General features: G+C 60.1%; 20 protein-coding genes and 1 riboswitch. Of the genes, 11 read left to right on the top strand and 9 right to left on the bottom strand.

Annotation, left to right across the window (positions count from 1 at the left end):
* Positions 1-76 precede the first annotated feature (76 nt).
* Positions 77-964, top strand: coding sequence for a LysR substrate-binding domain-containing protein (locus tag AWB69_RS11730; protein WP_062085068.1), 888 nt, complete (start codon positions 77-79; stop codon positions 962-964).
* A 239-nt stretch (positions 965-1,203) separates the two neighbouring features.
* Here the strand turns inward: AWB69_RS11730 and AWB69_RS47605 are convergent, their stop codons facing one another.
* From AWB69_RS47605 to AWB69_RS11715, 3 genes are all read right to left on the bottom strand, one after another.
* Positions 1,204-1,530 carry a hypothetical protein gene (locus AWB69_RS47605; protein ID WP_156528816.1) on the bottom strand — a complete coding sequence of 109 codons (327 nt, stop codon included), beginning with the start codon at positions 1,528-1,530 and terminating at the stop codon, positions 1,204-1,206.
* A gap of 379 nt (positions 1,531-1,909) precedes the next feature.
* A complete protein-coding gene (locus AWB69_RS11720) occupies positions 1,910-3,127 on the bottom strand; it encodes a D-amino acid dehydrogenase (protein WP_062085104.1) in 1,218 nt (405 codons plus the stop codon).
* Between the two features lie 144 nt (positions 3,128-3,271).
* A riboswitch (glycine riboswitch) is annotated at positions 3,272-3,368 on the bottom strand.
* Between the two features lie 433 nt (positions 3,369-3,801).
* The gene (locus AWB69_RS11715; RefSeq protein WP_062085066.1) at positions 3,802-4,995 is read right to left on the bottom strand and encodes a mechanosensitive ion channel family protein; all 1,194 of its coding nucleotides are present in this window, start codon (positions 4,993-4,995) and stop codon (positions 3,802-3,804) included.
* 323 nt (positions 4,996-5,318) lie between these two features.
* On the opposite strand from AWB69_RS11715, the gene AWB69_RS11710 reads away from it, so the two are divergent.
* The 3 genes from AWB69_RS11710 (at position 5,319) to AWB69_RS11700 (ending at position 8,955) form a co-directional block, all read left to right on the top strand.
* Positions 5,319-6,626 (top strand): M20/M25/M40 family metallo-hydrolase, encoded by a 1,308-nt coding sequence (locus tag AWB69_RS11710; protein WP_062085065.1) that lies wholly within the window; start codon positions 5,319-5,321, stop codon positions 6,624-6,626.
* Between the two features lie 67 nt (positions 6,627-6,693).
* Positions 6,694-8,004, top strand: a complete 1,311-nt coding sequence (locus tag AWB69_RS11705; RefSeq protein ID WP_062085064.1) for an MFS transporter — start codon at positions 6,694-6,696, stop codon at positions 8,002-8,004.
* A gap of 63 nt (positions 8,005-8,067) precedes the next feature.
* A complete protein-coding gene (locus AWB69_RS11700) occupies positions 8,068-8,955 on the top strand; it encodes a LysR family transcriptional regulator (RefSeq protein ID WP_075643898.1) in 888 nt (295 codons plus the stop codon).
* 26 nt (positions 8,956-8,981) lie between these two features.
* Here the strand turns inward: AWB69_RS11700 and AWB69_RS11695 are convergent, their stop codons facing one another.
* Together AWB69_RS11695 and AWB69_RS11690 are read right to left on the bottom strand one after the other, a co-directional pair.
* A complete protein-coding gene (locus AWB69_RS11695; protein ID WP_062085062.1) occupies positions 8,982-10,376 on the bottom strand; it encodes a sensor histidine kinase in 1,395 nt (464 codons plus the stop codon).
* Positions 10,376-11,065: a response regulator gene (locus tag AWB69_RS11690; RefSeq protein ID WP_062085061.1), complete on the bottom strand. Its 690-nt coding sequence runs from the start codon at positions 11,063-11,065 to the stop codon at positions 10,376-10,378. Before AWB69_RS11690 ends, AWB69_RS11695 begins: the two co-directional genes overlap by 1 nt.
* Before the next feature lie 146 nt (positions 11,066-11,211).
* Between AWB69_RS11690 and AWB69_RS11685 the strand changes: the two genes are divergently transcribed.
* The 4 genes from AWB69_RS11685 to AWB69_RS11670 all read left to right on the top strand — a co-directional run bounded on the left by AWB69_RS11685 (position 11,212) and on the right by AWB69_RS11670 (position 16,382).
* Positions 11,212-12,312, top strand: coding sequence for an ABC transporter substrate-binding protein (locus tag AWB69_RS11685; RefSeq protein ID WP_062085060.1), 1,101 nt, complete (start codon positions 11,212-11,214; stop codon positions 12,310-12,312).
* Between the two features lie 75 nt (positions 12,313-12,387).
* Positions 12,388-14,154, top strand: coding sequence for an ABC transporter permease (locus AWB69_RS11680; RefSeq protein ID WP_062085059.1), 1,767 nt, complete (start codon positions 12,388-12,390; stop codon positions 14,152-14,154).
* Positions 14,147-15,214, top strand: a complete 1,068-nt coding sequence (locus tag AWB69_RS11675) for an ABC transporter ATP-binding protein (protein ID WP_062085058.1) — start codon at positions 14,147-14,149, stop codon at positions 15,212-15,214. Before AWB69_RS11680 ends, AWB69_RS11675 begins: the two co-directional genes overlap by 8 nt.
* Before the next feature lie 100 nt (positions 15,215-15,314).
* On the top strand, positions 15,315-16,382 hold the full coding sequence (locus tag AWB69_RS11670) for a porin (RefSeq protein WP_062085057.1): 1,068 nt from the start codon (positions 15,315-15,317) through the stop codon (positions 16,380-16,382).
* Positions 16,383-16,451: 69 nt separating this feature from the next.
* Here AWB69_RS11670 and AWB69_RS11665 read toward each other — a convergent pair whose 3' ends face one another.
* Complete coding sequence (locus tag AWB69_RS11665) at positions 16,452-17,792, bottom strand: APC family permease (protein WP_062085056.1); 1,341 nt, start codon at positions 17,790-17,792, stop codon at positions 16,452-16,454.
* 89 nt (positions 17,793-17,881) lie between these two features.
* On the bottom strand, positions 17,882-18,727 hold the full coding sequence (locus AWB69_RS11660) for a carbon-nitrogen hydrolase family protein (protein WP_062085055.1): 846 nt from the start codon (positions 18,725-18,727) through the stop codon (positions 17,882-17,884).
* A gap of 129 nt (positions 18,728-18,856) precedes the next feature.
* Between AWB69_RS11660 and AWB69_RS11655 the strand changes: the two genes are divergently transcribed.
* Positions 18,857-19,717, top strand: a complete 861-nt coding sequence (locus tag AWB69_RS11655) for a response regulator transcription factor (protein WP_062085054.1) — start codon at positions 18,857-18,859, stop codon at positions 19,715-19,717.
* A gap of 49 nt (positions 19,718-19,766) precedes the next feature.
* Here the strand turns inward: AWB69_RS11655 and AWB69_RS11650 are convergent, their stop codons facing one another.
* Together AWB69_RS11650 and AWB69_RS11645 are read right to left on the bottom strand one after the other, a co-directional pair.
* On the bottom strand, positions 19,767-20,156 hold the full coding sequence (locus tag AWB69_RS11650) for a tautomerase family protein (RefSeq protein ID WP_062085053.1): 390 nt from the start codon (positions 20,154-20,156) through the stop codon (positions 19,767-19,769).
* 45 nt (positions 20,157-20,201) lie between these two features.
* On the bottom strand, positions 20,202-20,618 hold the full coding sequence (locus tag AWB69_RS11645) for a MarR family winged helix-turn-helix transcriptional regulator (protein WP_062085103.1): 417 nt from the start codon (positions 20,616-20,618) through the stop codon (positions 20,202-20,204).
* A gap of 219 nt (positions 20,619-20,837) precedes the next feature.
* On the opposite strand from AWB69_RS11645, the gene AWB69_RS11640 reads away from it, so the two are divergent.
* A complete protein-coding gene (locus tag AWB69_RS11640) occupies positions 20,838-21,095 on the top strand; it encodes a hypothetical protein (RefSeq protein ID WP_062085052.1) in 258 nt (85 codons plus the stop codon).
* 118 nt (positions 21,096-21,213) lie between these two features.
* Positions 21,214-23,346: a phosphocholine-specific phospholipase C gene (locus tag AWB69_RS11635; protein WP_062085051.1), complete on the top strand. Its 2,133-nt coding sequence runs from the start codon at positions 21,214-21,216 to the stop codon at positions 23,344-23,346.
* Positions 23,347-23,443 lie beyond the last annotated feature (97 nt).

Below are 23,443 nucleotides of genomic sequence, written 5' to 3'. Positions count from 1 at the left end.
TGCGCTATGACGGAAATGATTTAATTTACTATCATTGATTAAGCACCATCATCATTGATTTGGACCAGTCGCGACCATGAACCTCGACCTTGCACTCCTGCGCGCGTTTGTCGCTGTAACGGAAGCCGGTGGTTTTACCCGGGCGGCGCGACGGCTGAACCTGACGCAATCCGCGATCAGTCACCAGATACGGCGGCTTGAAGAGGAGGTGGGCCGGCCGCTTTTATATCGGACCACGCGCAGTCTGACTCTGACCGAAGACGGCGAGGATTTTTTGCGTTACGCCATGCAAATCCTCAACGCGATGGATGCGGTCACTCAGCGTTTTCAATCCTCCCCGGCTTCCGGTGTCGTGCGTTTTGGAGCGCCGGATATTTTCATGGGAGAACGGCTACCCGTTTTGCTGACGCAATTTTCGCGAGCGTTTCCGAACGTGCGGCTGGACGTGAGCGTGGGCATGAGTCTTGACTCGCAGGCGATGGTCGCCGCGCACGAACTGGATCTTGCCGTGGTGCTATGCGAGTGCGGGGAAGCGGATCGGGGTGCAGAGGGCATTGTGTTGCGGCGAACGCGGTTTGTCTGGGCGGCGGCCGAATCGTTCGACGCGCGTGCGGGGGCGCCGTTGCCGCTCGCGTTCTTTCCGGCGCCGTGTGTGAACCGGCGAGTGGCGCTGGAGGCGCTCGATGGCCTGCCGGTCGACTGGCACGTTGCGTTTACGTCGTCGAGTCAGTCGGGTATCCGCGCGGCTGTGTTGGCGGGGCTCGCGATCACGCCGCTGACACGCGATGACCTGGAGCCGGGGATTGTGGTTGTCGACGGGCAGTACGGTTTGCCACCCCTGCCGGAAGCGGAATTCAGGCTGCTATGGGGCAAGGGCGAACCCACGCTGGCCGCGCAGGAATTCGGCCGTCTTGTGCTCGACGCGCCGGTCGAGCGTTCACTGAGGGCGAGTGCTACGCGGTGAGTTTCGCTCGCTCTATCACATAGACCGCACGAACTATTACGCGCTTCAAAAGGCAGGCGAAGGTCCAGCCGAACTACGCGCCGGGCCGCGCAAGGTGTTGATGGCGGTACGCAGTGCGCAAGAGTGGGAACGGCGATGTGAGAAGCGCGCCGCGAACGACCATATCGCTAGCGATGCGGCATAAACCCGGCCACGTCGCCACTGATCCACAAAGGCCCGCAAGTGTGCGGGCCGATGCTTCAAGCGCTTGGCGGGCCTTCGGGGTCTCTTTCTGTCGTAATCGAAAGGTGGTCTTTTAGAAACTGCGATCTGGACGCGAGAGTAAGCAATACCATTCCCCCCAAACGTCTAGCAAAATCATCATCAACTCGATTGTGAAAGTCATCCAGCGGCACGTCAAAGCTCGCGTGTTCCGCGAGCGCCCCGGCAATGGCATCCACTGGCACATGATATGTGGAGATTGTGTTTGTTCCCTCGTTATAGACGGACACGCTGCACGTCTGACGTTTTGATTGCATTAATAGCCCCTGCACCGCTGATAGTTGGCGAAAGCGCGCGCTTTGCATGCCATATCTTCAGGTTGAGACGCCCAATCTCTCTCGTTCCGATCCGCAAACAGTTTCGCTCCTGCTGCGAGTGCGTCAAGCTCGGTTTCGTAGCGCTCACGGGGCGACAAATCACTCGGACCACACAGCATGTATCAGTGACGTCCGTAGTTGAACAGTTCCACGCGCATCCCGTTTGTCTCCTGATTTTTTAACGGCAAACGCGAAACCGTAACGCACCTTTCCGCACGTCCATCTCAATAAAGAGACGAGCGCGCGGGCGGTATCGTTCAAGGGTTTTGGGTCAGGGACTTTGCAACAACGCGCGGATCACATCGACGCGCCAGAAGACAGACAGAGCGGAAAAGCGAATGCCCGGCGCGAGCGAAAAACCACCGCCCTACATGCGCTCCGCAATGCTGTGCGCCGTCGCAGCAGACAGCGTCCATCCCAGGTGCCCATGCCCGGTGTTGTAGAACACGCCGCGACGCTTGCCGCTCCCGACCTTCGGCAACATGCTTGGCAGCATCGGCCGCAAGCCCGCCCACGGGATTACGCGCGATGTTGCAACATCCGGAAAATAGCGGCGCGTCCAGTCGACGAGCGGTGCGATCCGGTCCGAGCGAATGTCGCGATTAAAGCCGTTGATTTCAGCCGTACCCGCAACGCGAAAGCGGTCGGCGCCAAGCCGGCTCGTGACAATCTTCGCGCTGTCGTCGAGCAGACTGACCCACGGCGCACCCTCGCGACTCGCGGCGTCATCCAGGCACACGGTGATCGAATAACCCTTCACCGGATAGATATTCACGTGATCGCCGAGCATGGACGCTATCTGGCGGCTTGCCACGCCCGCGCACACCACGATGCGGTCGAAGCCATGTTGTTGCTCGTCATCCGCGCTGCCGCCGTGCAGCACACGCATGGCGAACGGCCCGTCGCCGCGCTGCTCGATATCCGCGATCTGCGTGTCGTAATGAAAGCGCACGCCGCGCCGCTCGCAGGCTTCGGCAAGACCCCGCGTGAATTTGTGGATGTCGCCGGTCGAGTCGGACGGCGTGAAAAATCCACCGTGGAAATCGCCTTGCAGCGTGGGTTCGATCGCGCGCATCTCGTCGCTTGTCACCGCGCGCCGGTCAAGGCCGCCCGACTGCAAAAGCACGTTCACTTTCGCGGCGGTATCGAAGTCCTTTTTCTGCTGGTACATATGCAGGATGCCGTGCTGCTCGAGGTCGAAGTCAATGCCTTCGCGCTCGGCAATCCCGAACAGATGCTCGCGGGCGGCAATGGCAAGGCGCACTGTCTCGACGGTATTCGCCCGGTAGTTCGGGATCTGGCGCAGGAACTCGCCCATCCATGAATACTTGTGCCAGGTGGGCGCCGGGTTCAGCAGCAGCGGTGCATCGCGCGTGAACATCCACCGCAAGCCCTTGAGCACGGTGGCCATGCTGTTCCAGACCTCGGCGTTGCTCGCGGAAAGCTGGCCGCCGTTGGCGAACGATGTTTCCATTGCCGCGTATCGATGACGCTCGAAAACGGTGACGTCGTGGCCGCGTTCAGCGAGGGCGTAAGCAGTCGTGACGCCGGTGATACCGGCGCCAATGATGGCGATTCGTGACATGACAAGGTCCAGATGAAAGTTGGGCATCGCCGGGATTTCCGGCGTCTATGCCCCATCTGTCCGTTTACCTGAGAGTTTCAGTCGTGGCGTTGCACGCACGACATCCCCGTCGGTGGGCGCATTAAAGCGCCGCTCTCCAGATGTTCCTGCTACGCGGTCCTTTGGCCTGAGAGTTTCCGGGGCGGTTGCTCCGTCGGCGCCGTCACCATGCTTCCGTGACAGTCTCTCCCGCGCTAGCGATTAGAACCCCGCCAAGATACCGCCTAAAAATAAGATAGGCAAGGGGGCTGTAGGTTTGGATTGACTCGGGGAAGGGTGCTTGCGGCAAACCGACGGGTCATTTGAGAGCGCCGCAAGCCGGCTTCGTCTTTTCCTTGTCGAGAAATAATCAGGATACCTAATGATTTTTCGCGAATTATCCTCAACAAAGCCTCCACCGGCGACGCCCGATTTCTTAATCTTTCATTTAATACAATTATTTCTTTTAGCTTTCATTTCAATATAAAATGCGCTTCCCTTTACAGATTTGGAGGCCGGCATGAACCCTTTTGCGAAGGCAGCAGCCACTCTGGCGGCCTGCATTGGCGCTTTTACGGTTGTGGTATGCATTGTCGAGGGATTGACGGGGTAACCGGGCGGCGACTGCGTTTGCGACTACGTTTACCCCAACGCCGCTAGCGCTTTTGCCAGACGCGCAATTCGAACAGCGGCAGGATGCCATAGACGTGGTCGAACATATCCGACTGGATCTGTTCGTATGACTCCCAGCTTGTTTCGTTCACGAACAGGAACACTTCCAGCGGCAGACCCTGGCTGGAGGATTGCAACTGGCGAACCACCAGCGGCATGTCGCTTCGGATACCCGGATAGTGGCGAAAGTACCCCACCAGATACAGGCGAAACATGCCGAGATTGGTCAGGCGTTGCGCGTCGTCGGGCAGGGTGAACGGCACCCGAAAGGCGGTGCTCGCCCTTAGTTTGGCAAGCAGTTCATCGTCGCAAAACCGGATGCTCTCAAAGTCCAGGTGAATGGCATGCTTGACTCGCCGGCCGCCGGATTCAACCATGCCGCGCCAGTTCTTGACGCTGTTGGTCAGCAATACATAGCTCGGCAGCATGACAATCGAGTTGTCGAAATTGCGCACCTTGATCGTGTTCAGCGCGATATCAATGACCGTGCCGTCGGCCACGAATCCAGGTACCTCGATCCAGTCGCCCACGCGCAGCATGTCGTAGGCGGCCAGTTGAATGCTGGCGACAAACCCCAGCAGCGAATCCCGGAAGACGATGATCAGCAACGCGGTCATCGCGCTCACGCCAGTGAGGAAATTGGCCGGTGAACGATGCAACAGCAGTGACACTGCGGCAATCAGCGCAAGCACGTACAGGACGATAGCGGCTATCTGAAGAAAGCTTTTGATCGGTCTCTGGCTTGCAAAATGAAAATGACTATAGCGATCCTCAATGCTGCTCAGGAACGCGAATGCGGCGCGCAGGACGGTCACCACCATGAAGCATGCCGACAACGTCTCCACCGGACGACCCAGCATGGAAATGACCGGAAACGTGACTCCGGTCAGCAGCGGCGCTGAAATATAGATGATGGCCGCGGGCACCAGCGGCGCCAGCCGATGAAACACCTTGCGGCGCTCCGCGGCACGCAGCCACTTGCGGCGCTCGCCGCGCGCAAGGTAGCCAACGATCTTCAGCAAGATGAAGCGGGTGATGTAGTAGCAGAGCGCGCTGGCCAACGCGATAGCCAGGAACAACACAATGACGAGAAGAATCGCCACGGGAAGGCTGTCGGTGTGGACATAGAAATGACGTCCATCCGGTCCATTCACTACGCGGAACATGTCATTGAACATAGATCCTCTCAGTGCCGGCCAGCCTGTTTTTCTGGAGATGATCCGGGCGTGCGCAGCACCGGCATTCCCCAATCCGGCTACGCAGCTTCGCTAAACGTTGCTGCAGTCCGGCCAATGAACCTGCCAAAGGCATTGTAACGGCCTCCTGATCTTTCCGGCGAGGCTATCGCTCCCTTATCCACGCGTCACGCCGCTTAAGTTTTACTTATACCCAACCCATTTTGGCTGATTGGACCGGGCTAATTCGGCTACCGACCATCTAGTCAATGCCGGGTGTTTCACATCAGGTGAAACACGCGCATTCAAGTAGTTGGAGACCAGACATGCTAGCCGATGAGGCAATTGCGGGCGATGCTGAAATCGCTCACACGCGCAGTGCGCTTGGCGGAGCCGTCGCACAATCCAGTCACGAGATCGTTGCCCTCGCGCGCGCCCTGGTGGCTGTTCCCAGCGCTTATCCGCCGGGCAGCACGCACGCCATGGCAGATGCGATCGAGGCGATGTTCGACGGTTTCGACGTTAGCGTCGAACGCTACGGCACCCTCCCGCATGTGATGAATCTCGTGGTCCGCGTCCGCGGTGCCACCCCGGGCCGACGACTCGTTTTCAACGGGCACCTCGACACGTTCCCCCTTGTCAGCGCGAAGCAATGGTCTGCTGATTTCAACGGCGAGGAGCGCGGCGGAAAGTTATTTGGGCTAGGGGTGTCCGACATGAAGGGGGGTCTCGCGGCCATCATCTTCGCATTGCGCCATCTCGCCAGACTGCGTGATTCGTTTGCTGGCGAGGTGGTCGCGACGTTTGCCGGTGACGAAGAAAGCATGGGCACCGAGGGCAGCGGGTATCTGCTCGATCATGTCCCGCATGCAGCCGGCGACGCGATGATCAGCGCCGACACCGGGTCGCCCCATGTGCTGCGATTCGGCGAAAAGGGAATGATCTGGCTGCGCCTCGATGCAACCGGCAAGTCGGCTCACGCGGCACACGTCCACAAGGGCGACAGCGCGATTGAAAAATTGCTGGATGCCATTCAGGAGCTCAAGAGCGTACGTGACTATACGGTTGCCGCTCCACCCGAAGTGCTCGCCGCGATCGAGCGTTCAGCCGCTGTGTCCGAGGCAATCTCGGGCTTGGGCGAAAGCGATGTTCTTCGCTGTCCCACCATTACATTCGGCACGATCAGCGGCGGCCGGTTATCGAATCTGATTGCGGATCACGCGAGCGCAACGGCCGATATCCGGCTTCCCGTCGGCGTATCGGTGGCTCAGATGACAGCCAGGATAAACGCGATCGTCGCTCGTCATCCTGGGGTTTCTCTGGAGATTGTCCGCGAATACGAACCGAGCTGGACCGATCCCGACCACGAGGTCATTCAAACACTCAAACGCAATTGTGCAGCGAAGCTTGGCACCGAACCGGTCGTCAACATGCGCGTGGGTGCGTCCGACGCGCGGTTGTATCGCCGGCACGGCGTACCGACGGTCGTATGCGGCCTGACTTCCTACAACATGGGTGCGGCGGATGAATACGTGCACGTCGACGAACTGCGCGCGCTAGGCGAAATCTTCGCGCTAACCGCATTTGATTACCTGAATGCGCCGGCCGGCGTTGAAGCGCGGCTGCCCCCCTGAAAGATCGTCAGTGCGTCCGCTGTCACGCGGCCCACTGAGACCTCACGCATCGGAAAAGGAAACGCCCATGTCCACCGATAACGTTCTAACCCCCGCGCAGCGCAGTAAGTTCCGGCGCATCCTGGCGTCGGCGCTGGTCGGCAATATGCTCGAGTTCTACGACCTGTTTGTGTATGGTTTTCTGGCGGTGGTTATTGCCAAAGCCTTCTTTCCGACCGGTGACGCCTACACGTCGATGCTGGCCGCCGCCGCGACCTTCGGCGTCAGCTATTTCATCCGGCCTCTGGGGGCGATGGTGCTGGGTGCCTATAGCGACAAGCGCGGCCGCAAGGCGGGCATGATGCTCACGATCTGGCTCATGGGTGCCGGTACCCTGGTGATCGCGTGCGCGCCGACCTATGCCATGTTCGGAGTTGCCGGTACGTTGATCCTGGTCCTGGGCAAGATCTTGCAGGGCTTCTCGGCGGGCGGTGAATTCGGGTCGACGGTATCCTTCGTGACCGAACATGCGCCCGCGCGCATGAAGGGTTATTTCGCCAGCTACCAGGTGGTCGGGATTGGTCTTGCGACCGGTCTGGCAAGCCTCGTGGGACTAGGCACGAACAAGCTGATGACGCCCGATACCCTGCTATCGTGGGGTTGGCGCATACCGTTCCTGATCGGGCTTGCGATCGTGCCGTTTGGTTACTGGATCCGCCGCCGTGTTGATGAAACCCCTGAATTCAAAGCGGCCAGCCACGAACGCAACCCGATCCGCAACACCTTTGCAACCGCGAAGATGCGCATCATGGCGGCGGTCGGTTTGTACTCGCTGGCGGCATCGACAAATTATCTGCTCGGTGTATTCATCCCCCTATATGCACAGAAAGTGCTGGGCATGAGCGCGGCGGACTCCATGTGGGGCGCCATCGGATATTCTGTTGCGCAGATCGTCTTGCCGCCGGTCTTCGGCGCTCTTTCGGACCGGGTGGGCCGCCTTCCGCTGATCGCGACAGGCACCTCGCTGACGGCCATCCTGACTATCCCCGCGTTTCATCTGATGGTCGCGTCGCCGACGGTTACGACGTACGTGTTCTGCGTCACCGGATTGACCGCGTGCGTGATGGTGTTTCAAGGCGCGATGCCCGCGTTCGTGGCCGAACTCTTTCCTCACGACACCCGCACGACCAGCATCGCGATCGTTCATAACTTGACCTTTGCGGTGTTCGGCGGATTGTCGCTGATGATCTGCACGTGGATCGCCAACGCGACCGGCAGCAAGTTCATTCCCGCTTATTACGTCATGGTCACGGCGGTGCTTGCGCTGTTGTGTATCCTGTACTTTCGCAAGCGGGTGGACCCCGTCGCGGCCAGCGCGAGCGTGTTGACCAACGCATGAACAGACGGCCGGCCGCTCGCCCGGGTCCACTGCGAAATTGAACCCAACCGGACTCCCCATTCGATGCGGCTCAGGCATATAGAGGTAGTGAACGCTATCCGCGTCACAGGAACGCTTAAAGCAGCTGCCGCACTGCTGTCTCTCACGCAGCCGGCAATCACGCAAATCCTGCAAAGTGCGGAGCGCCAGTTAGGTTATCCGCTCTTCGACCGGGTTCGCGGCAAGCTGATACCGACCCGGGAGGCACAGTTGCTGTTCCCCGAGATACTGCGGCTCGACGAACAGCTTCAGGCCGTTCAGCGGCTCGCGCAGAATCTGCGCGGCGGCACCGGCGATTCGTCCATACGCATTCTCGCCGCGCCCGCACTGGCCCAGACCATGGTGGCAGATGCCGCGCTGGCGTTTCGAGCGAAGCATCCGGGCGTGAAGCTGTCGATTCGTTCAGATTACTCGGCGACCGCCGTTGCCAGCATCGCGCTCATGGAGGCGGACGTCGGCATCCTGTATCACAGCGTGTCCCACCCTGCCATCAAGGAGATCGAACTGGCTGCCAGCCGGCTTGTTTGCGTGGGGCATCCTTCCATGTTGCCGGACACGCCGTCCATTGAACTCGGTGTGCTGGAGGGCCGCGAGATTGCCGGGCCGGATCCTGCGGACCCGCTGGGAAGGCTGCTCGCCAAGCGTCTGGAGGAGCTCTCGGTGACCTTCGATGTCGCCGTCACCGCGCAGTCCTATCACTCGCTGGTTGCGCTGGCGGCGCGCTCGAAGCTGATCACCATAGTCGATGAAGTCGCGGCGCTCTCGGCTCGCGCGCAAGGGCTTCGCGTGGTGCCGCTGTCGCCGGTTATAGCAATTCCGGTTGTAGCCAGCGTCGCGATCAATGGCGAAAGATCGGCGCTCGTCGAACAATTCGTCGAGACATGCCGGGAGACCCTGCATTCGCTGAAGTGATATTTCCGAAGTAAATGATGCTTGTTTCAAGGCACATTCGATGCAAACCGGACGCTGACCACCAGCCCGCCGCCGGGTGCGTCGCCCAGCTTGATCTGCGCATGATGTACCCGGGCGATCTCGCGCACGATCGCGAGTCCGAGTCCGCTGCCTTCCACGTATTGTTCCGTCTGGCTCCGGTAGAAACGCTCGAACACTGCATCGCGCTCATGCGGCGCAATGCCCGGACCATTGTCGACAACCTGCAGCAACGGGTCTTCTTCCACCCGCGCAACGCGAACCGTGATGATGGAACCGTCGCCTGCATAACGGACGGCGTTGTCGATAAGATTGCCGCACAATTCCGCCAGCAATTCCCGGTTCCCCATGACTTCGACATCCGCTTCATGCTCGAAACCGAGGTCGATATTGCGGGCCCGAGCCACGGGCGACCAGTCGAGCGTCACGCTGCGCGCGAGCTTGTCGAGGCGCAGCGGCGCGAGCATGCCGATCTCGCTGCTGTCGTTGTCAAGGCGGGATAGCGACAGCAATTGCTGCACGCCTTTCGCTGCTTGTCTGACGGCGCCGTTCAGGCGTGTCAGATGCAAACGCGCGGGCTCATTCAAGGTTTCTCGCAAGGCGAGTTCCGACTCGGCCTGAATGATGGCGAGCGGTGTCTTCAACTGATGCGCCGCGTCGGTGAAAAAGCGCCGACGTGATTCCTGCATGCGCCGTAATCGTCCGATGTACTGATTGATTGACTCCACCAGCGGCTCCACTTCGTTCGGCAGACCCGCTTTATCGAGCGGTGCGGGGTCATCTTCCGTGCGTGCGGCGACCTTGGCCGAGAGCAGATGCAGCGGCCTCAGTCCGCGTCCCACGCCGAGCCAGACGATCGCCAGCGCCAGCACGACCAGGAGGCACTCCTGCAGCAGCGAGCCCATCAGGATCTGGCGAGCGAGCGCCTGACGCGGCTCGATTGTTTCGCCGACCATGATCCACACTACGCGCGTCTGGGCACCCGGTACGTCGTGCACCGGCAGGCGCAGCACGCCCATGCGCAACTCTTCACCGCGAAAAGCGGCGTCGTAGAAACTCGTTTGATAAGACTCGGGTGCGGCGCGCGGCGACGGCATTGGCAAGTCCGGATAGCCGGTTACCGCGCGGCCGCCTTCCTCGCGGATCAGGTAATAGATCTTGCCCCCCGCGTTCGATTCGAACATTTCCAGCGCGAGATACGGCAGGTCCACTTCCACGGTGCCATTGACCAGGCGCGTGCCTTCGCGAATCGACTTCAGCGAGTACTCGAGCGAGCGGTCGAACGCAACGTGCGCGGCGCTCATCGCGCGTTGATACGTCAGCCACGCATCGAGCGCGAGCAGGGCGAGCAGCGGCAGCAGCAGCCAGAGCGCGACTTGCCGCCGGAGATTGGGCTTCTTCATCAGACGCCGGCCGCAGCAGGCTCCTGTTTCGCTTCCAGCAGATACCCCAGCCCGCGCAGCGTAACAATGGCAACGCTGGTGCGTTCGAGCTTCTTCCTGAGCCGGTACACGTAGATCTCGATCGCATCCGGATTCACGGATTCATCAATACCGAAGATCTTCTCCGACAGCGTTTCCTTATTGATCGCGCGGCCGTTGCGCAGGATCAGCACTTCCAGCACCGCGCGCTCGCGCGGCGTCAGCGCAAGCTGCTCGCCGTCGAGACGAAAGCTGTGGTCGACGCTGTCGTATTCGAGCGGCCCGCACGCGGTTTTCGTCTGCTCATGACCGTGGCTGCGCCGGATCAGCGCGCGGGCCCGCGCTTCGAGTTCGCTCAGTTCGAACGGCTTGGCGAGGTAGTCGTCGGCGCCGAGATCCAGACCCTTCACCCGATCCTCCACCGACCCGTGCGCGGTCAGGATCATCACCGGCACCGCGTTACGACGTTGCCGCAGGCGTCGCAACACTTCGAGCCCGTCGAGCTTGGGCAGTCCGAGATCGAGGATCACGAGCGCGTAGTCCTGCGTGCGCAAAACGTGGTCGGCGGCCTCGCCGTCATGCATGCAGTCCACGGTGAACCGGGCCTGCGCGAGCGCGTCGGTCAGCGACTTGGCGAGGGTGGGATTGTCTTCGACTAGGAGTACGCGCATGAGGGGAATCAGGGAAATCCATGAGGCCGAAACAGGGGTTAGCGGCGCTTTTCGACAAGAAATGAAAGCGGGCTGAAAGTACCCGTAACTTACTATGCGCCCACTCAAACATGACAAACATACAACAAATATTTTTGGAGGAAGACATGAAGAAGTTGAACCACAAGTTGCGCCTGCCGGCGGCCCTGGCGTTGTTTTTTGCAATGCAGGCGGCGTACGCGCAGGTACCCGAGGGTTATCCCGGGAGCTATCAGCCGGTGATCGACGGCGCGAAGAAGGAAGGCAAGCTGCTGATTTATTCGGTCACGGATACGGCGCTCGTGCGGCCGCTGATCAAGGACTTCGAGTCCATGTACGGGATCAAGGTCGAATACAACGACATGAACAGCACGGAGCTCTACAACCGCTTTATCAGCGAGAACGCCGCGAACAGCACGAGCGCGGACGTGCTGTGGAGTTCGGCCATGGACCTGCAGGTCAAGCTGGTTAACGACGGTTTGATGGCAAGCTACGAGTCCCCTGAAGCCTCGCACGTGCCGCAGTGGGCGCAGTACCAGAAGCAAGCCTACGGCACGACCTACGAGCCGCTGGCGATCGTCTACAACAAGCGCCTGCTGCCCGCCAACGAAGTGCCGCAAACGCGCGCCGAGCTGATCAAGCTGCTCACCACGCACGCCGACAAATTCAGGGGCAAGGTCACCACGTACGACATAGAGAAGTCGGGTGTCGGCTTCAACTACCTGACGCAGGATGCCCGCGTGAATCCCCAGGTCACGTGGCAACTGGTCGAAGCCATGGGCGCGCTGAATCCCAAGCTGCAGTCGAGCACGGGGGCGATGATGGAACGTATCTCGTCCGGTGAAAACCTGATCGGCTACAACATTCTGGGTTCGTACGCGTTTGCGAAGGCGAAGAAGGATCCGTCCATCGGCTATGTCTATCCGAAGGATTACACGCAAGTGGTGAGCCGCCTTGTGACCATTTCGAAGAAGGCGAAGAACCCCGACGCGGCGAAACTCTGGGTGGACTACCTGTTGTCCAAACGAGGCCAGACGCTGCTCGCAAACCAGGCCAACCTGTTCTCCATTCGTGCCGACGTGGATGGTGAAACTTCCATGGCGGGGCTCACCAAGCAACTGGGCGACTCCCTCAAGCCGATCCCTATCGGTGCAGGTTTGCTCGTCTATCTCGACCAGTCCAAGCGCCTCGAATTCCTGAAGCAGTGGCAGCAGGCCATCAAGCGCTAAGCCCTTCGTCGGCTTGAGCCGGCGGATCCCCCGACAACTTCTCGCATGCGCCACACAAGGCGCAGGGAAACACGCATGCTGACTCAAAGCTCGAACGATGCGCCGGGCGTCCTCACGACGAACGGCGCCGGCAAAGTGCCGGCCCTGCACGACGGCGGATGGCGCGGTCTCGCCGCGACCTTCCGCTGGATCGTGATAGCGGTACTGACCGTGGCGGTGCTGTTGCCGCTGTCGTTTATCGTGATCCAGAGTTTCCTGAATGCACCGTTTTTTGATGCCAACCGGACCTTCGGCATTGCGGGTTACCGGTTCATTTTCGAAGATCCCGACTTCTGGTCGGCGCTGAAGAACTCATTCATCATCGCCGGCGGGATGCTGTTCATCTCGATCCCGCTCGGCGGCATTCTCGCGTTCCTGATGGTGCGCACCGACTTGCCCGGACGCCGCTGGCTCGAACCGCTGCTGCTCACACCCGTCTTCGTTTCCCCGATGGTGCTCGCGTTCGGCTACGTGGTCGCAGCCGGACCGGTCGGCTTCTATTCCGTGTGGTTCAAGCAGTTGACCGGCCTCGGGAACGCGCCATGGTCGATCTATTCGATCTTCGCAATCACGATCATTGTCGGCCTCACGCATGTGCCGCACGTGTATCTGTATTCGTCCGCGGCGCTCCGCAATCTGGGCTCCGATGTAGAAGAAGCCGCTCGCGTGGCCGGTGCACGGCCGTTTCGCGTCGCGCTCGATGTCAGCCTGCCAATGACCATGCCCGCGTTGTTATTCGCCGGCGTACTGGTGTTTTTCCTGGGCTTCGAAGTGTTCGGCCTGCCGCTGGTTCTCGGCGATCCTGAAGGGCACCTCGTACTCGCGACCTACCTCTACAAGCTCACCAACAAGCTTGGCGTGCCGTCGTATCACCTGATGGCGGCGGTCGCCATGTGCATCGTCGCGATCACTTTCCCGCTCGTGCTGCTGCAACGGCGTTTGCTCAAGAGCGCGAGCAAGTTTGTCACGGTCAAGGGCAAGACGGGTCGTCAGACCGTGCTGCCGCTGGGCACATGGCGCTGGATTGCGTTGGGTATCGTCGTGCTGTGGTTGTTCCTCACGGTGTTCGTGCCGCTCTCGGGCATCGTGCTGCGTTCCTTCGTCACCAACTGGGGTGAAGGCGTTGCACTCTCGGAAGTGTTGACGCTCGCCAACTTCACCGAACTCTTCGAGCAGGACAACCTCGTCCGCGCGATTTTCAACACACTCGGCATTGGCGTGATTGGCGGCGCGGTTGCGGTGGGTTTCTATTCGTTCGTTGCATTCGCGGGACATCGGCGCAACGACTGGGGCGCAAAGCTGCTCGACTATCTCGTGCTGTTGCCGCGTGCCGTACCGGGGCTGCTCGCCGGTCTTGCGTTCCTCTGGATCTTCCTCTTCGTGCCCGGCATCAAGGAGCTGAAGAACTCGATGTGGAGCATCTGGATTGCGTACACGGTCGTATGGCTCGCGTATGGCATGCGCCTGATTCAAAGCGCCTTGCTGCAGGTTGGACCTGAACTTGAAGAGGCCGGGCGCAGTGTCGGCGCAACCCGTTCACGCGTGAGTCTCGACGTCACGCTGCCGCTCGTGCGCTTCGGTTTGCTTGCCGCGTGGCTGCTGATCTTCATGATTTTCGAGCGTGAGTATTCGACGGCTGTTTATCTGCTGTCTCCCGGCACTGAAGTGATTGGCGCGTTGCTCGTGTCGCTGTGGGCGACGGGCGCGGTCGACCAGGTAGCGGCGCTTTCTGTCATCAACATTGCGATGGTCGGCGCCGGGCTCGGCGTGGCATTGCGCTTCAGAGTGAAACTTCATGGATAAGCTGATCGTCGACAACCTGTTCCTGAGCTACGGCGCGAATCCGATCCTGAAGGGCGTGTCGTTCGAACTGAAGGCGGGCGAGGTGGTGTGTTTGCTCGGTGCATCGGGCAGCGGCAAGACCACGTTGCTGCGTGCCGTGGCGGGTCTTGAACAGCCGTCGGAAGGGCGCATTGCACTCGACAAACAAGTCTTCTTCGACGGCGCCGCCAGGATCGATTGCCCGGTCGAACAGCGTTCGCTTGGTCTCGTGTTCCAGTCGTATGCGCTGTGGCCGCATCGCACGGTTGCGGACAACGTGGGGTACGGGCTGAAACTGCGCAAGGTGTTGACAGCGGAGAGAAAACGCCGCGTGCAAAGCGCGCTCGATCAGCTCGGCCTCGGTCATCTCGCTGAACGTTTTCCGTATCAGCTATCCGGTGGTCAGCAGCAACGCGTGGCGATTGCGCGTGCGCTCGTCTACAACCCGCCGGTCATCCTGCTCGATGAACCCCTCTCCAACCTCGACGCCAAGTTGCGAGAAGAAGCACGTGCGTGGCTGCGGGAACTGATTGTGTCGCTGGGACTATCCGCCCTTTGCGTGACGCACGACCAGACCGAAGCAATGGCGATGTCCGACCGCATCCTGCTGTTGCGCAACGGACGCATTGAACAGGAAGGCACGCCTGCGGAACTCTACGGCTCGCCGCGCTCGCTTTACACGGCGGAGTTCATGGGCAGCAACAATCGCATCGATGCAAAAGTGGCATCGGTCAGCGGTTCGCGTGTGGTGCTCGCCGGCGATGGTTTCCAGTTGCATGCCCATGCTCGCGACACCCTGCAGGCCGGCCAGAACGCGCAGGCGGTGATCCGTCTCGAGCGTGTGCAAGTGGCGGACGGTCCCGGTCAGAACCGCTTGCAGGCGAATCTTGTCACGTCGATGTATCTGGGCGACCGCTGGGAATACCTCTTCCATTGTGGTGAATTGCGCTTCCGCGCATTCGGCCATACGCCGCGGAACCCGGGCAAGCACTGGGTCGAATTTCCGGCCAACGATTGCTGGGCGTTCGCACAAGCGAGCTAACCGCCCATCAACAGGAACGCAGGACACCCGCGCGCTTTTCACGGCCGCGCGAGACCCCGTTCGCGCATCACAAACCATAACCACAACACGGAGAAGACAGATGAAGCGCAGCAGTATTGGAGCAGCATCCCTGGCGGCATTCGCGCTGAGCGGTGCGGCGCACGCACAGTCGAGCGTGACGCTTTACGGCATTGTCGACGCGGGCATTGAATACGTGAATCACGCGAGTAACGACGGTGGAATGGCGCGCCTGGTATCGGGTGGTAAAAACACGTCGCGGTTCGGCTTCAAGGGATCGGAAGAACTCGGTGGCGGACTGAAGGCCATATTCCAGTTGGAGAGCGGTATCAACATTGCGAACGGTCAGCTCGATGACGGTCCCAACGCATTATTCGACCGGCGTGCAACCGTGGGCCTGAAGAGCAAGAAGTGGGGGCAAGTGATCCTTGGCCGCACCTTCACCACTACCTACGACTACATGCTGCCGTTCGACCCGATGGGTTACGCGCCCAACTATTCGTGGGCGACGAGCGCAACCGCAACCGGCGGGCGCAAGGACGGTCTGTTCTCGCGCTCGGCGAACGCCGTGCGTTACGACGGTGAATACAGCGGGGTGAAGTTCGGTGCAATGTACGGCTTTGGCAACGTACCGGGCAGCGTGAAGTCAAGTTCGAAATATGACTTCGGGCTTGGCTACGAGTGTGGTGCGTTTGCTGCGGTCGCCACATTCGATCGCCAGAATGGCGCCGGCGATAGCGTGACGCCTGCGGATTCCACGAACTACATCCAGGGCATCCATGCGGGCGCGAGCTATGACTTTGGCGCGGCGAAGGTGATGGCGGGTTATCGGAATTATCGGCGCGCGTTCAACACGGCCGCTGCTGCGCTGCGCAGCGATACGTACTGGCTGGGGGGGTCGTATGAATTCACACCGGCTTTCACGTTGATTGGCGCGGTGTATCACCAGGACATCAAGGACGCAAGCGACGGAGACCCGACGTTGTTCTCGGTGCGGGGCAACTATTCGTTGTCCAAGCGCACGACGCTTTATGTGTCAGGCGGTTATGCGATGGCGAAGCACGATCAGAAGGTCAGCCTGTCGCGTGATCTGGTCGGCGCCGCCGATACGCAGGCGGGCGTGACAGCAGGGATTCAACATCGTTTTTGATGCATGAAGTCCTTTGAGGTTTGCCGCAGCGCGTACTGACATGCGCTGCGGCGAACATCGACTCCCGCTTTAAACCGCCACTTCCGGCGGCGGCTGGCGGAACAAACGCGTGATCCAGCACAGGTACACGAGCCCGATCACGAACCAGATGGCGCCTAACACAAGCGCGGTCTTCTCAAGGCTCGCCAGCAGCCAGACATCCGCGACCGCACCAATCAGCGGAAACACCAGCCCGCCGATCACGCCAATTTTCTTGTCGCCATGATTGCCCGAGAAATAAATCCTGATCACGCAAAGATTGACGGCGGTGAACGCGAGGAATGCGCCGAAGTTGATGAACGACGTTGAAGTCGCGACGTCGAGTTTCAATGCGATCAAACCCACAATACCCGCAATCGCGATGTTGATCGCCGGCGTCTTGAACTTCGGATGGATGAAGCCAAACACACGCTTGGGCAGGATTTCATCGCGGCCCATGGCATATAGCAGACGCCCGACGCTGGCTTGTGCAGAGATGCCCGATGCAAACTGCGCGAGGATCAGGCCGGCCAAAAAGACGGTCACGAAGATATCACCGCCAATCATCTTGGCGACTTCGAACGCGGCCGAATCGGTGTCCTTGAATTCCACACCGGGGTGCGCAAGCTGCATCGTGTAAGCGGCCACGACAAAAATCGCACCGCCTATCAACGCGATCCACAAGATGGCGCGCGGCATGTTCTTCTTCGGGTCGATGGTCTCTTCGGTGAGCGTGGACACCGCGTCGAAGCCGAGGTACGAATACGCGGCAATGGCGGCGCCGGCCATGGTCGAGGCGAACGGCACGTGTCCTTTGAAGAACGGTTCCGCCAACGCAATACCACCAGGACCTGCCGCAGCCGATGCATAGTGCCAGCACAGCGCGACAAACAAACCGACAATGGCCAGTTGCACGACCATCAACACAATGTTGAAGCGCGCGGCCAGTTCAATCCCCACAATATTCAGCGCACTCGTCAGGACGATGAACGCGACGATCCAGATCCAGGTGGGCACGGTCGGGAACGCGGCGTTCAGGTAAGCCGCGCCGATCAGCCAGATCACCATGGGCAGGAAGAAGTAGTCGAGCAGCGTCGCCCAGCCGACCAGGAAGCCCAGGTGCGCACTGAAGGTCTTGCGTGTGTAGGTATAAGCGGAGCCGGCCACCGGGTAGAGCCTGGCAAGCTTGCCGTAGCTCAGCGCCGTGAAGGCGATGGCAACCAGGGCCAGCAAATAAGCGAGGGCGGCGGTGTCGTCGCTTGCCTTGGCGAGCACGCCATAGGTGCCATATACGATCAGCGGCGCCATATAAGCGAGGCCGAACAACAATACGGACGGCAAGCCGAGTGTACGTTTCAGATGCGACTGCGCGGCTACGGATGAGTCTTGCATGATGTCTCCGGGACTTTCGACAGGCGTGGGCGGGCGCGTCCGGAGCGCGGGCTCCGGACGATTCATGTGCTACGGAACTGCTGAAAACTTCAGTCGATACGACGTCGGCGTTCTTCGATCACAAGCGCGCGTGATCCGTTTGCGTTGTCGACCGGCGTGAGGCCGAGCGGCACGCGTGCATCGTTCAGGTAACGATAGTGCTCACGGCTGGCCTCCAGCCGCTTGAGGTCGATATCCACGCCTAGCAGCGTTTCCTGCGCGCCAGCCGCATCGACAATCTCTCCGAAGGGGTCGACCAGCGCGGATTCGCCGGGGAAGGTGAGGTTGTCGTCACCTGTGCCGCAGCGGTTCACCATGAGCGCGAACATCTGGTTCTCCATTGCGCGTGCGGTAATGGCTCGCCGATGCACCGGGCCGAACGGATCCATGTTGCCGTTGGTGACGATCAGCAGGTCGGCATCGAGGGCGGCGACTGCACGGGCGGTCTCGGGGAACTCGATGTCGTAGCAGATCAGCAGTCCGACCGTGAGGCCGTTCCACAAGCAGGTTTCGAACCGGTCGCCCGGCGTGAATACACCCACGTCCGACGCCCACAGGTGCGTTTTCCTATAACGCAGCGCAATTTCGCCTTTGTCATCGACCAATACGGTCGTGTTGTAAAATCGCGCGCCTTCGCGTTCGGCCAGCCCCACCGCGACCGATACGCCGGCGCGCCGTGCAGCCTCGCGCACGGCCGTTAGTGCGGGACCATCGATCGGCTGCGCGACGTCCGGGATGTTTTCGCGCGTTGGAAAACCGGACAGCGTTGCTTCGGGGAACACGATCAGCTTCGTTCCCCCGGCAACATCGGCGTGGCCGATTGTTTCGATGACCTTGCGCGTGTTGTGCCCGACATCACCGTCGATCAGCGCAAGTTGTGCGAGTTCTGCATGCATTAAATCCGTCTCCTTCCAGATACCTTTCAGTGCCACTATTCGGTGGCCTACGTTTTCGTCCGGACTATTATCGAGGCATTATTTTTGTCCAGGAATTACCCACCAGGGTTACCCTTACCGGAGGAGACGATGGAGTTTCAATGGCATGATCTCGCATTTCATCGGGAGATCGGTTCAGCCATCGACGCACTGGACGGGCCGCATTTCTGGGCTCGCCTCACGCGGGTGCTCGAGCGGCATATCAGCTTCGACAGTTGGGTCGCGCTGCGTTTTGCCCGCAATGGACCGCCGCTGGTCTGCGCTGAACAGGCATTGCCTGACGGCAAGACCGACCTGTTGTTCCAGGACTATCTGGCGGCGCTTTATCAGCTCGATCCGTTTTATCTGGCAGCGTTTGAGCAGCGTGTCTCGGGTTTCTACACGCTTGCCGATGTCGCGCCCGACAACTTCAAGATGACCGAGTACTACCAGCGCTACTTCAGGAAAAACATTGTCGGCGACGAAGTGCACTTCAATGTTGTGATCGACGCCAATCACACCATGGGATTTTCACTCGGCAATATGCGCCGTTACGACGAGCGTGAAGTGGCGTTGCTCACGTTGTTCTCACCGTGGGTTCTTGCGTTGATGCAGCAGCGCTTGCGATATGAAAATTTTGGCGTGGCGGCGGGGGCGTCCGAGACTGCGGAGGGTGGACAGCATGATCTGCCTGCGCGGTTCGGTGCGCTTACTGAAAAGAGTGGGCGCGGTGCATTGACAGCGCGTGAGATTGAAGTCGCCATGTTGTCGCTGAGCGGGTTCTCATCGCGTGCGATTGCGGAGAAGCTGACCATTTCGTTCGAGACGGTCCGCGCGCACAAGAAGCATATTTATTCGAAGCTCGGCATTGGTTCGCAATCGGAGTTGTTTGCGCTGTTCTACGAACCGGGTTCGCACCCGTTTGCCGACGGTTCGGAGGGCGATGTGACGACGCCCGCGGGACATGGGTGATCTTCGCTCGCGCCGGCGGGACCAGCGGTCCGCCGGTGCGAGTAAAAGCTCAATGATGGTAGCGGTATTCCTGCGTGCGCCCGCCGTACCCATACGAAGCTGCCCGGACATCTTCAACGTGGATATAGCTCTCTTCATGCAGATCGCCCAGGATCCTGCCGAAGCCTTCATAAACGGCCGCAATATACCGCGCCTTCTCGTCCTTCGTATTCGTTTCGTCGGTGATCTTTATGTCGAAATAGAAGCTTGATTTGTGCTGCTCGCTTAGCAGCCGGCCACCGATCACCCAGCTATCCGGATCAATGAACTGAATGGCGATAGCCGTCACCTCGCGCTTTTTGCCCAGAATGCCGGAGGTCAGTTCAAGCAACATGTCCGAAATGGCCGTAACTGCTTCGGGCGATTTTTTGATGCTTACCTTCACGTTCAAAATCGGCATTTCACACCTCCAATTAGTTCGCTATACAACTATTTAGGAAAAAAATCAGTCGAGGCTCGTCCGTGCATCTTTCACGCTTGCGACCGTGGTCGCAAAGCGTTCCTCACCCAACTCAGCCTTCAAACGCTTGGTGACCGCGGCACTTGCAGCGTTCAACGAGTCCTTGATTCGTAACGCCTCCCCAGTGGGATGAATCGCGGTCTCACGTCCGTCGGATGCGGTAAGCCGGCGTTCGATGAACATCAACTTCTGCAAACCGTCCAGCGTTCGCGTTGCAGTGGATCGTGAAATGGCGAGTTCAGAGGCCAACTCGCTTTGCACGATGCCAGGCTTCGCCAGCACCGCGCGCAGCATGAATCCCTGCGGCGGAGTCAGGCCAAATGCCTTGTACGCGTTCGCCCACTCGCGCTCGAGACTTCGCGCAAGTGCCGTTGTGTTGAAGTAAATGCAGTGATCGAACATGGACATACTGTAAGAGAAAGTAATTCGCTATGCAACTAGTTCATGATTTCCCAATATGCAGGATGTAAGCTAATCGACAGGTTTTCGGGCCTCGCGATATCTCACCGAGCCTTACCAGATATTTCACGAAACTTTCTTGAAGCGTCTTCAGACTAGCGTCCGCGATGCAACGAAAACGTTTGCGCGTACCTTCGGACCAAGCGGAGAAGCGGAGACATCATGAGACGAACCGCGATATTGGCACTAGCAACGCTGGCGCTCGCCGCCTGCGGACCAGACGATCAGGCGAGCGTCAGTGCCACCCAGGCTTCTGCCAATGCCTCGTTGCCGGCCAGCGCCGTCGAGCCGCTGGTGCTGGCCGCACCCACCGAAAGCGAGGCCGCGAGCAGTCCCGTCGCTGTCGCGCAAGCCAGCCTCGCGGCGGATGCGCAGCAGGTCACACCCGTCCTTCACTCCGCGCCTGACGCGTCCGAGTGACGCTGAGAAACCAGGCTAAGAAGCAACGCTCTCCAGTGAATCAGATCCCCATCCTGATCGAGTCCTTCGACCGGGACGGCATTGCCGCATTTATCATGACGCAACGAGGTGAATCAAAATGACATTGAATAGCCGCCGCCGTTTCCTGCAGACTGTTGCTACTTCAGCCGGCGCCGCCGCCGCGCTGACGGTGTTCCCTGAGTCGATTCGTAAAGCGCTCGCCATTCCGGCGTCGCGGCGCACCGGATCGATCAACGACATTGAACACATTGTCGTGTTCATGCAGGAGAACCGTTCATTCGATCACTACTTCGGCCACATGCGGGGCGTACGCGGATACAACGACCGCTTCCCGATCCCGCTGCCCAGCGGCCAGCCGGTATGGTTCCAGCCGTCGAAGGAAGATGCGACGAAACCGGTGCTGCCGTTCCATCTGAATACGGCGACCACCAGCGCGCAGTGCGTTGGCGATCTGGATCATTCGTGGTACCCGACGCACTACGCGATCAACAACGGCCGTTATGACCAGTGGCCCGCGTACAAGACGGACATGACGATGGGTTATTACCTGCGCCGCGACATTCCGTTTCATTACGCGCTCGCCGATGCTTTCACCGTCTGCGACGCCTACTTCTGCTCGCTGCCCGGCCCGACGCATCCGAACCGCGCGTACCTGATGACGGGGATGGTCGACCCGACCGGCACGCAAGGCGGCCCGCTGCTCGACAACAACGACTTTGTGGACGGCGACGGTCCGCCGCAATATCAGTTGCTCTCGTGGACAACTTATCCGGAACGTCTGGAAGCTGCCGGTATCTCGTGGCAGATCTACCAGCAAGGGCTGACCGGCGCAGACCCGCTGAACGGCAACTACGGCACCAACGTCCTGCAGAATTTCGCGAACATCATCAATGCGCCGCAAGGCTCTTCACTGCAGTTGCGCGCGAATGCAGTGCGCACGATCGATGACCTGAAGGCCGACGTGCTGGCGAACAACTTGCCGCAGGTATCGTGGTTGTGTCCGCCCGCTGCGTACTCGGAGCATCCGAAATACACGCCGGCTTACGGGGCCGAATACACGTCGCAGATCCTTGATGCGCTAACGTCCAACCCCGAGGTCTGGAGCAAGACGGTCCTGTTCATCATGTACGACGAGAACGACGGTTTCTTCGATCACCTCGTGCCGCCGCAGCCGCCCATGTCGCGGGCGCAAGGCTTGTCGACGGTGACCACCGACGGCGAACTCCATACGGTCGTCAATCCGGGACGGGGCGGCAGCTATACCGCCGACGGCCTGCCGTACGGCCTCGGCCCGCGCGTGCCCATGACGGTTGTTTCACCGTGGACCAAGGGCGGTTTCGTTTGCTCGCAAGTGTTCGACCACACGTCGGTGATTCGTTTTATCGAAACGCGCTTTGGGGTGATGGAGCCGAACATTACGCCGTGGCGTCGCGCGGTATGCGGCGACCTGACCACGGCCTTCGATTTCCGCACGCCCGATGCACAGATGCCGCCGCTGCCCGACACGAGCAACTACAAGACGATCGCGGACAATCAATGCGCGACGCAACCGGCGCCGACGGTGCCGGCCGTGCCCGGCCCGATTGTTCCGCAGGAACCCGGCACGCGCTTCGCTCGTGCGCTGCCCTATGAGTTGTATGTACAAAGCAGTCTTGACGCGAGCAACAAGCAACTGACGCTTTATTTCGCCAACACCGGGTCGCAGGGCGCGCACTTTTATGTCTATTCAACGAACCGCACCGACGGTCCGTGGGGCTATACGGTCGAAGCGGGCAAGACCTTGCGCGACAGCTTCGACATCAACGTGACGGCGGGCATCTATGCGTTCACGGTCTATGGTCCGAACGGATTCGTGCGCGAGTTTGCCGGTACGTTGACGCCCCCGGGCAGCGGCAGTGTGTCGAACCCGCCGGCTGTTCCCGAAGTGGCGGCGAAATACGATGTCGCAAACGGTAATGTGGTCCTGACGTTCACAAACCGGGGTCGCGGCATTGCGCGCTTGTCGGTGGTCGATAACGCCTACGGTGCACAGCCGCGTCCGGTGTTGGTGCCCGCGCTGGGATCCATTCAAGGGCAGTGGATTCTGGGTGCGAGCCATCACTGGTACGACCTGAGCGTCTCCAGCAACGATGACCCCACGTTCTCGCGCCGTCTTGCCGGCCACGTTGAAAATGGCCGGCCCAGCATCAGCGATCCGGCCGCGCTCGCGCCAGTGACGGTGCTGGCCTGAGGTAGCAGCAGAGGTAGCAGCGGACAGGCTTGGCAGATGAGCCATCGCGAACCCGGTACGTGTTTTTTACACGTCCGGGTTCGCTTCGCTTGGGTGA

Source organism: Caballeronia udeis, assembly GCF_001544555.2.
Taxonomy (GTDB): domain Bacteria; phylum Pseudomonadota; class Gammaproteobacteria; order Burkholderiales; family Burkholderiaceae; genus Caballeronia; species Caballeronia udeis.
This window is presented reverse-complemented; position numbering and strand designations above follow the sequence as displayed.

Excerpts from the sequence above, each read along its gene's own strand:
- AWB69_RS11665 (WP_062085056.1), bottom strand. The coding sequence starts at position 17,792 with ATGCAAGACTCATCCGTAGCCGCGCAGTCGCATCTGAAACGTACACTC.
- AWB69_RS11690 (WP_062085061.1), bottom strand. The coding sequence starts at position 11,065 with ATGCGCGTACTCCTAGTCGAAGACAATCCCACCCTCGCCAAGTCGCTG.
- AWB69_RS11695 (WP_062085062.1), bottom strand. The coding sequence starts at position 10,376 with ATGAAGAAGCCCAATCTCCGGCGGCAAGTCGCGCTCTGGCTGCTGCTG.
- AWB69_RS11635 (WP_062085051.1), top strand. The coding sequence starts at position 21,214 with ATGACATTGAATAGCCGCCGCCGTTTCCTGCAGACTGTTGCTACTTCA.
- AWB69_RS11650 (WP_062085053.1), bottom strand. The coding sequence starts at position 20,156 with ATGCCGATTTTGAACGTGAAGGTAAGCATCAAAAAATCGCCCGAAGCA.
- AWB69_RS11680 (WP_062085059.1), top strand. The coding sequence starts at position 12,388 with ATGCTGACTCAAAGCTCGAACGATGCGCCGGGCGTCCTCACGACGAAC.
- AWB69_RS11720 (WP_062085104.1), bottom strand. The coding sequence starts at position 3,127 with ATGTCACGAATCGCCATCATTGGCGCCGGTATCACCGGCGTCACGACT.
- AWB69_RS11685 (WP_062085060.1), top strand. The coding sequence starts at position 11,212 with ATGAAGAAGTTGAACCACAAGTTGCGCCTGCCGGCGGCCCTGGCGTTG.
- AWB69_RS11645 (WP_062085103.1), bottom strand. The coding sequence starts at position 20,618 with ATGTTCGATCACTGCATTTACTTCAACACAACGGCACTTGCGCGAAGT.
- AWB69_RS11710 (WP_062085065.1), top strand. The coding sequence starts at position 5,319 with ATGCTAGCCGATGAGGCAATTGCGGGCGATGCTGAAATCGCTCACACG.
- AWB69_RS11715 (WP_062085066.1), bottom strand. The coding sequence starts at position 4,995 with ATGTTCAATGACATGTTCCGCGTAGTGAATGGACCGGATGGACGTCAT.
- AWB69_RS11700 (WP_075643898.1), top strand. The coding sequence starts at position 8,068 with ATGCGGCTCAGGCATATAGAGGTAGTGAACGCTATCCGCGTCACAGGA.
- AWB69_RS11660 (WP_062085055.1), bottom strand. The coding sequence starts at position 18,727 with ATGCATGCAGAACTCGCACAACTTGCGCTGATCGACGGTGATGTCGGG.
- AWB69_RS11675 (WP_062085058.1), top strand. The coding sequence starts at position 14,147 with ATGGATAAGCTGATCGTCGACAACCTGTTCCTGAGCTACGGCGCGAAT.
- AWB69_RS11705 (WP_062085064.1), top strand. The coding sequence starts at position 6,694 with ATGTCCACCGATAACGTTCTAACCCCCGCGCAGCGCAGTAAGTTCCGG.
- AWB69_RS11655 (WP_062085054.1), top strand. The coding sequence starts at position 18,857 with ATGGAGTTTCAATGGCATGATCTCGCATTTCATCGGGAGATCGGTTCA.
- AWB69_RS47605 (WP_156528816.1), bottom strand. The coding sequence starts at position 1,530 with ATGCAAAGCGCGCGCTTTCGCCAACTATCAGCGGTGCAGGGGCTATTA.
- AWB69_RS11730 (WP_062085068.1), top strand. The coding sequence starts at position 77 with ATGAACCTCGACCTTGCACTCCTGCGCGCGTTTGTCGCTGTAACGGAA.
- AWB69_RS11640 (WP_062085052.1), top strand. The coding sequence starts at position 20,838 with ATGAGACGAACCGCGATATTGGCACTAGCAACGCTGGCGCTCGCCGCC.
- AWB69_RS11670 (WP_062085057.1), top strand. The coding sequence starts at position 15,315 with ATGAAGCGCAGCAGTATTGGAGCAGCATCCCTGGCGGCATTCGCGCTG.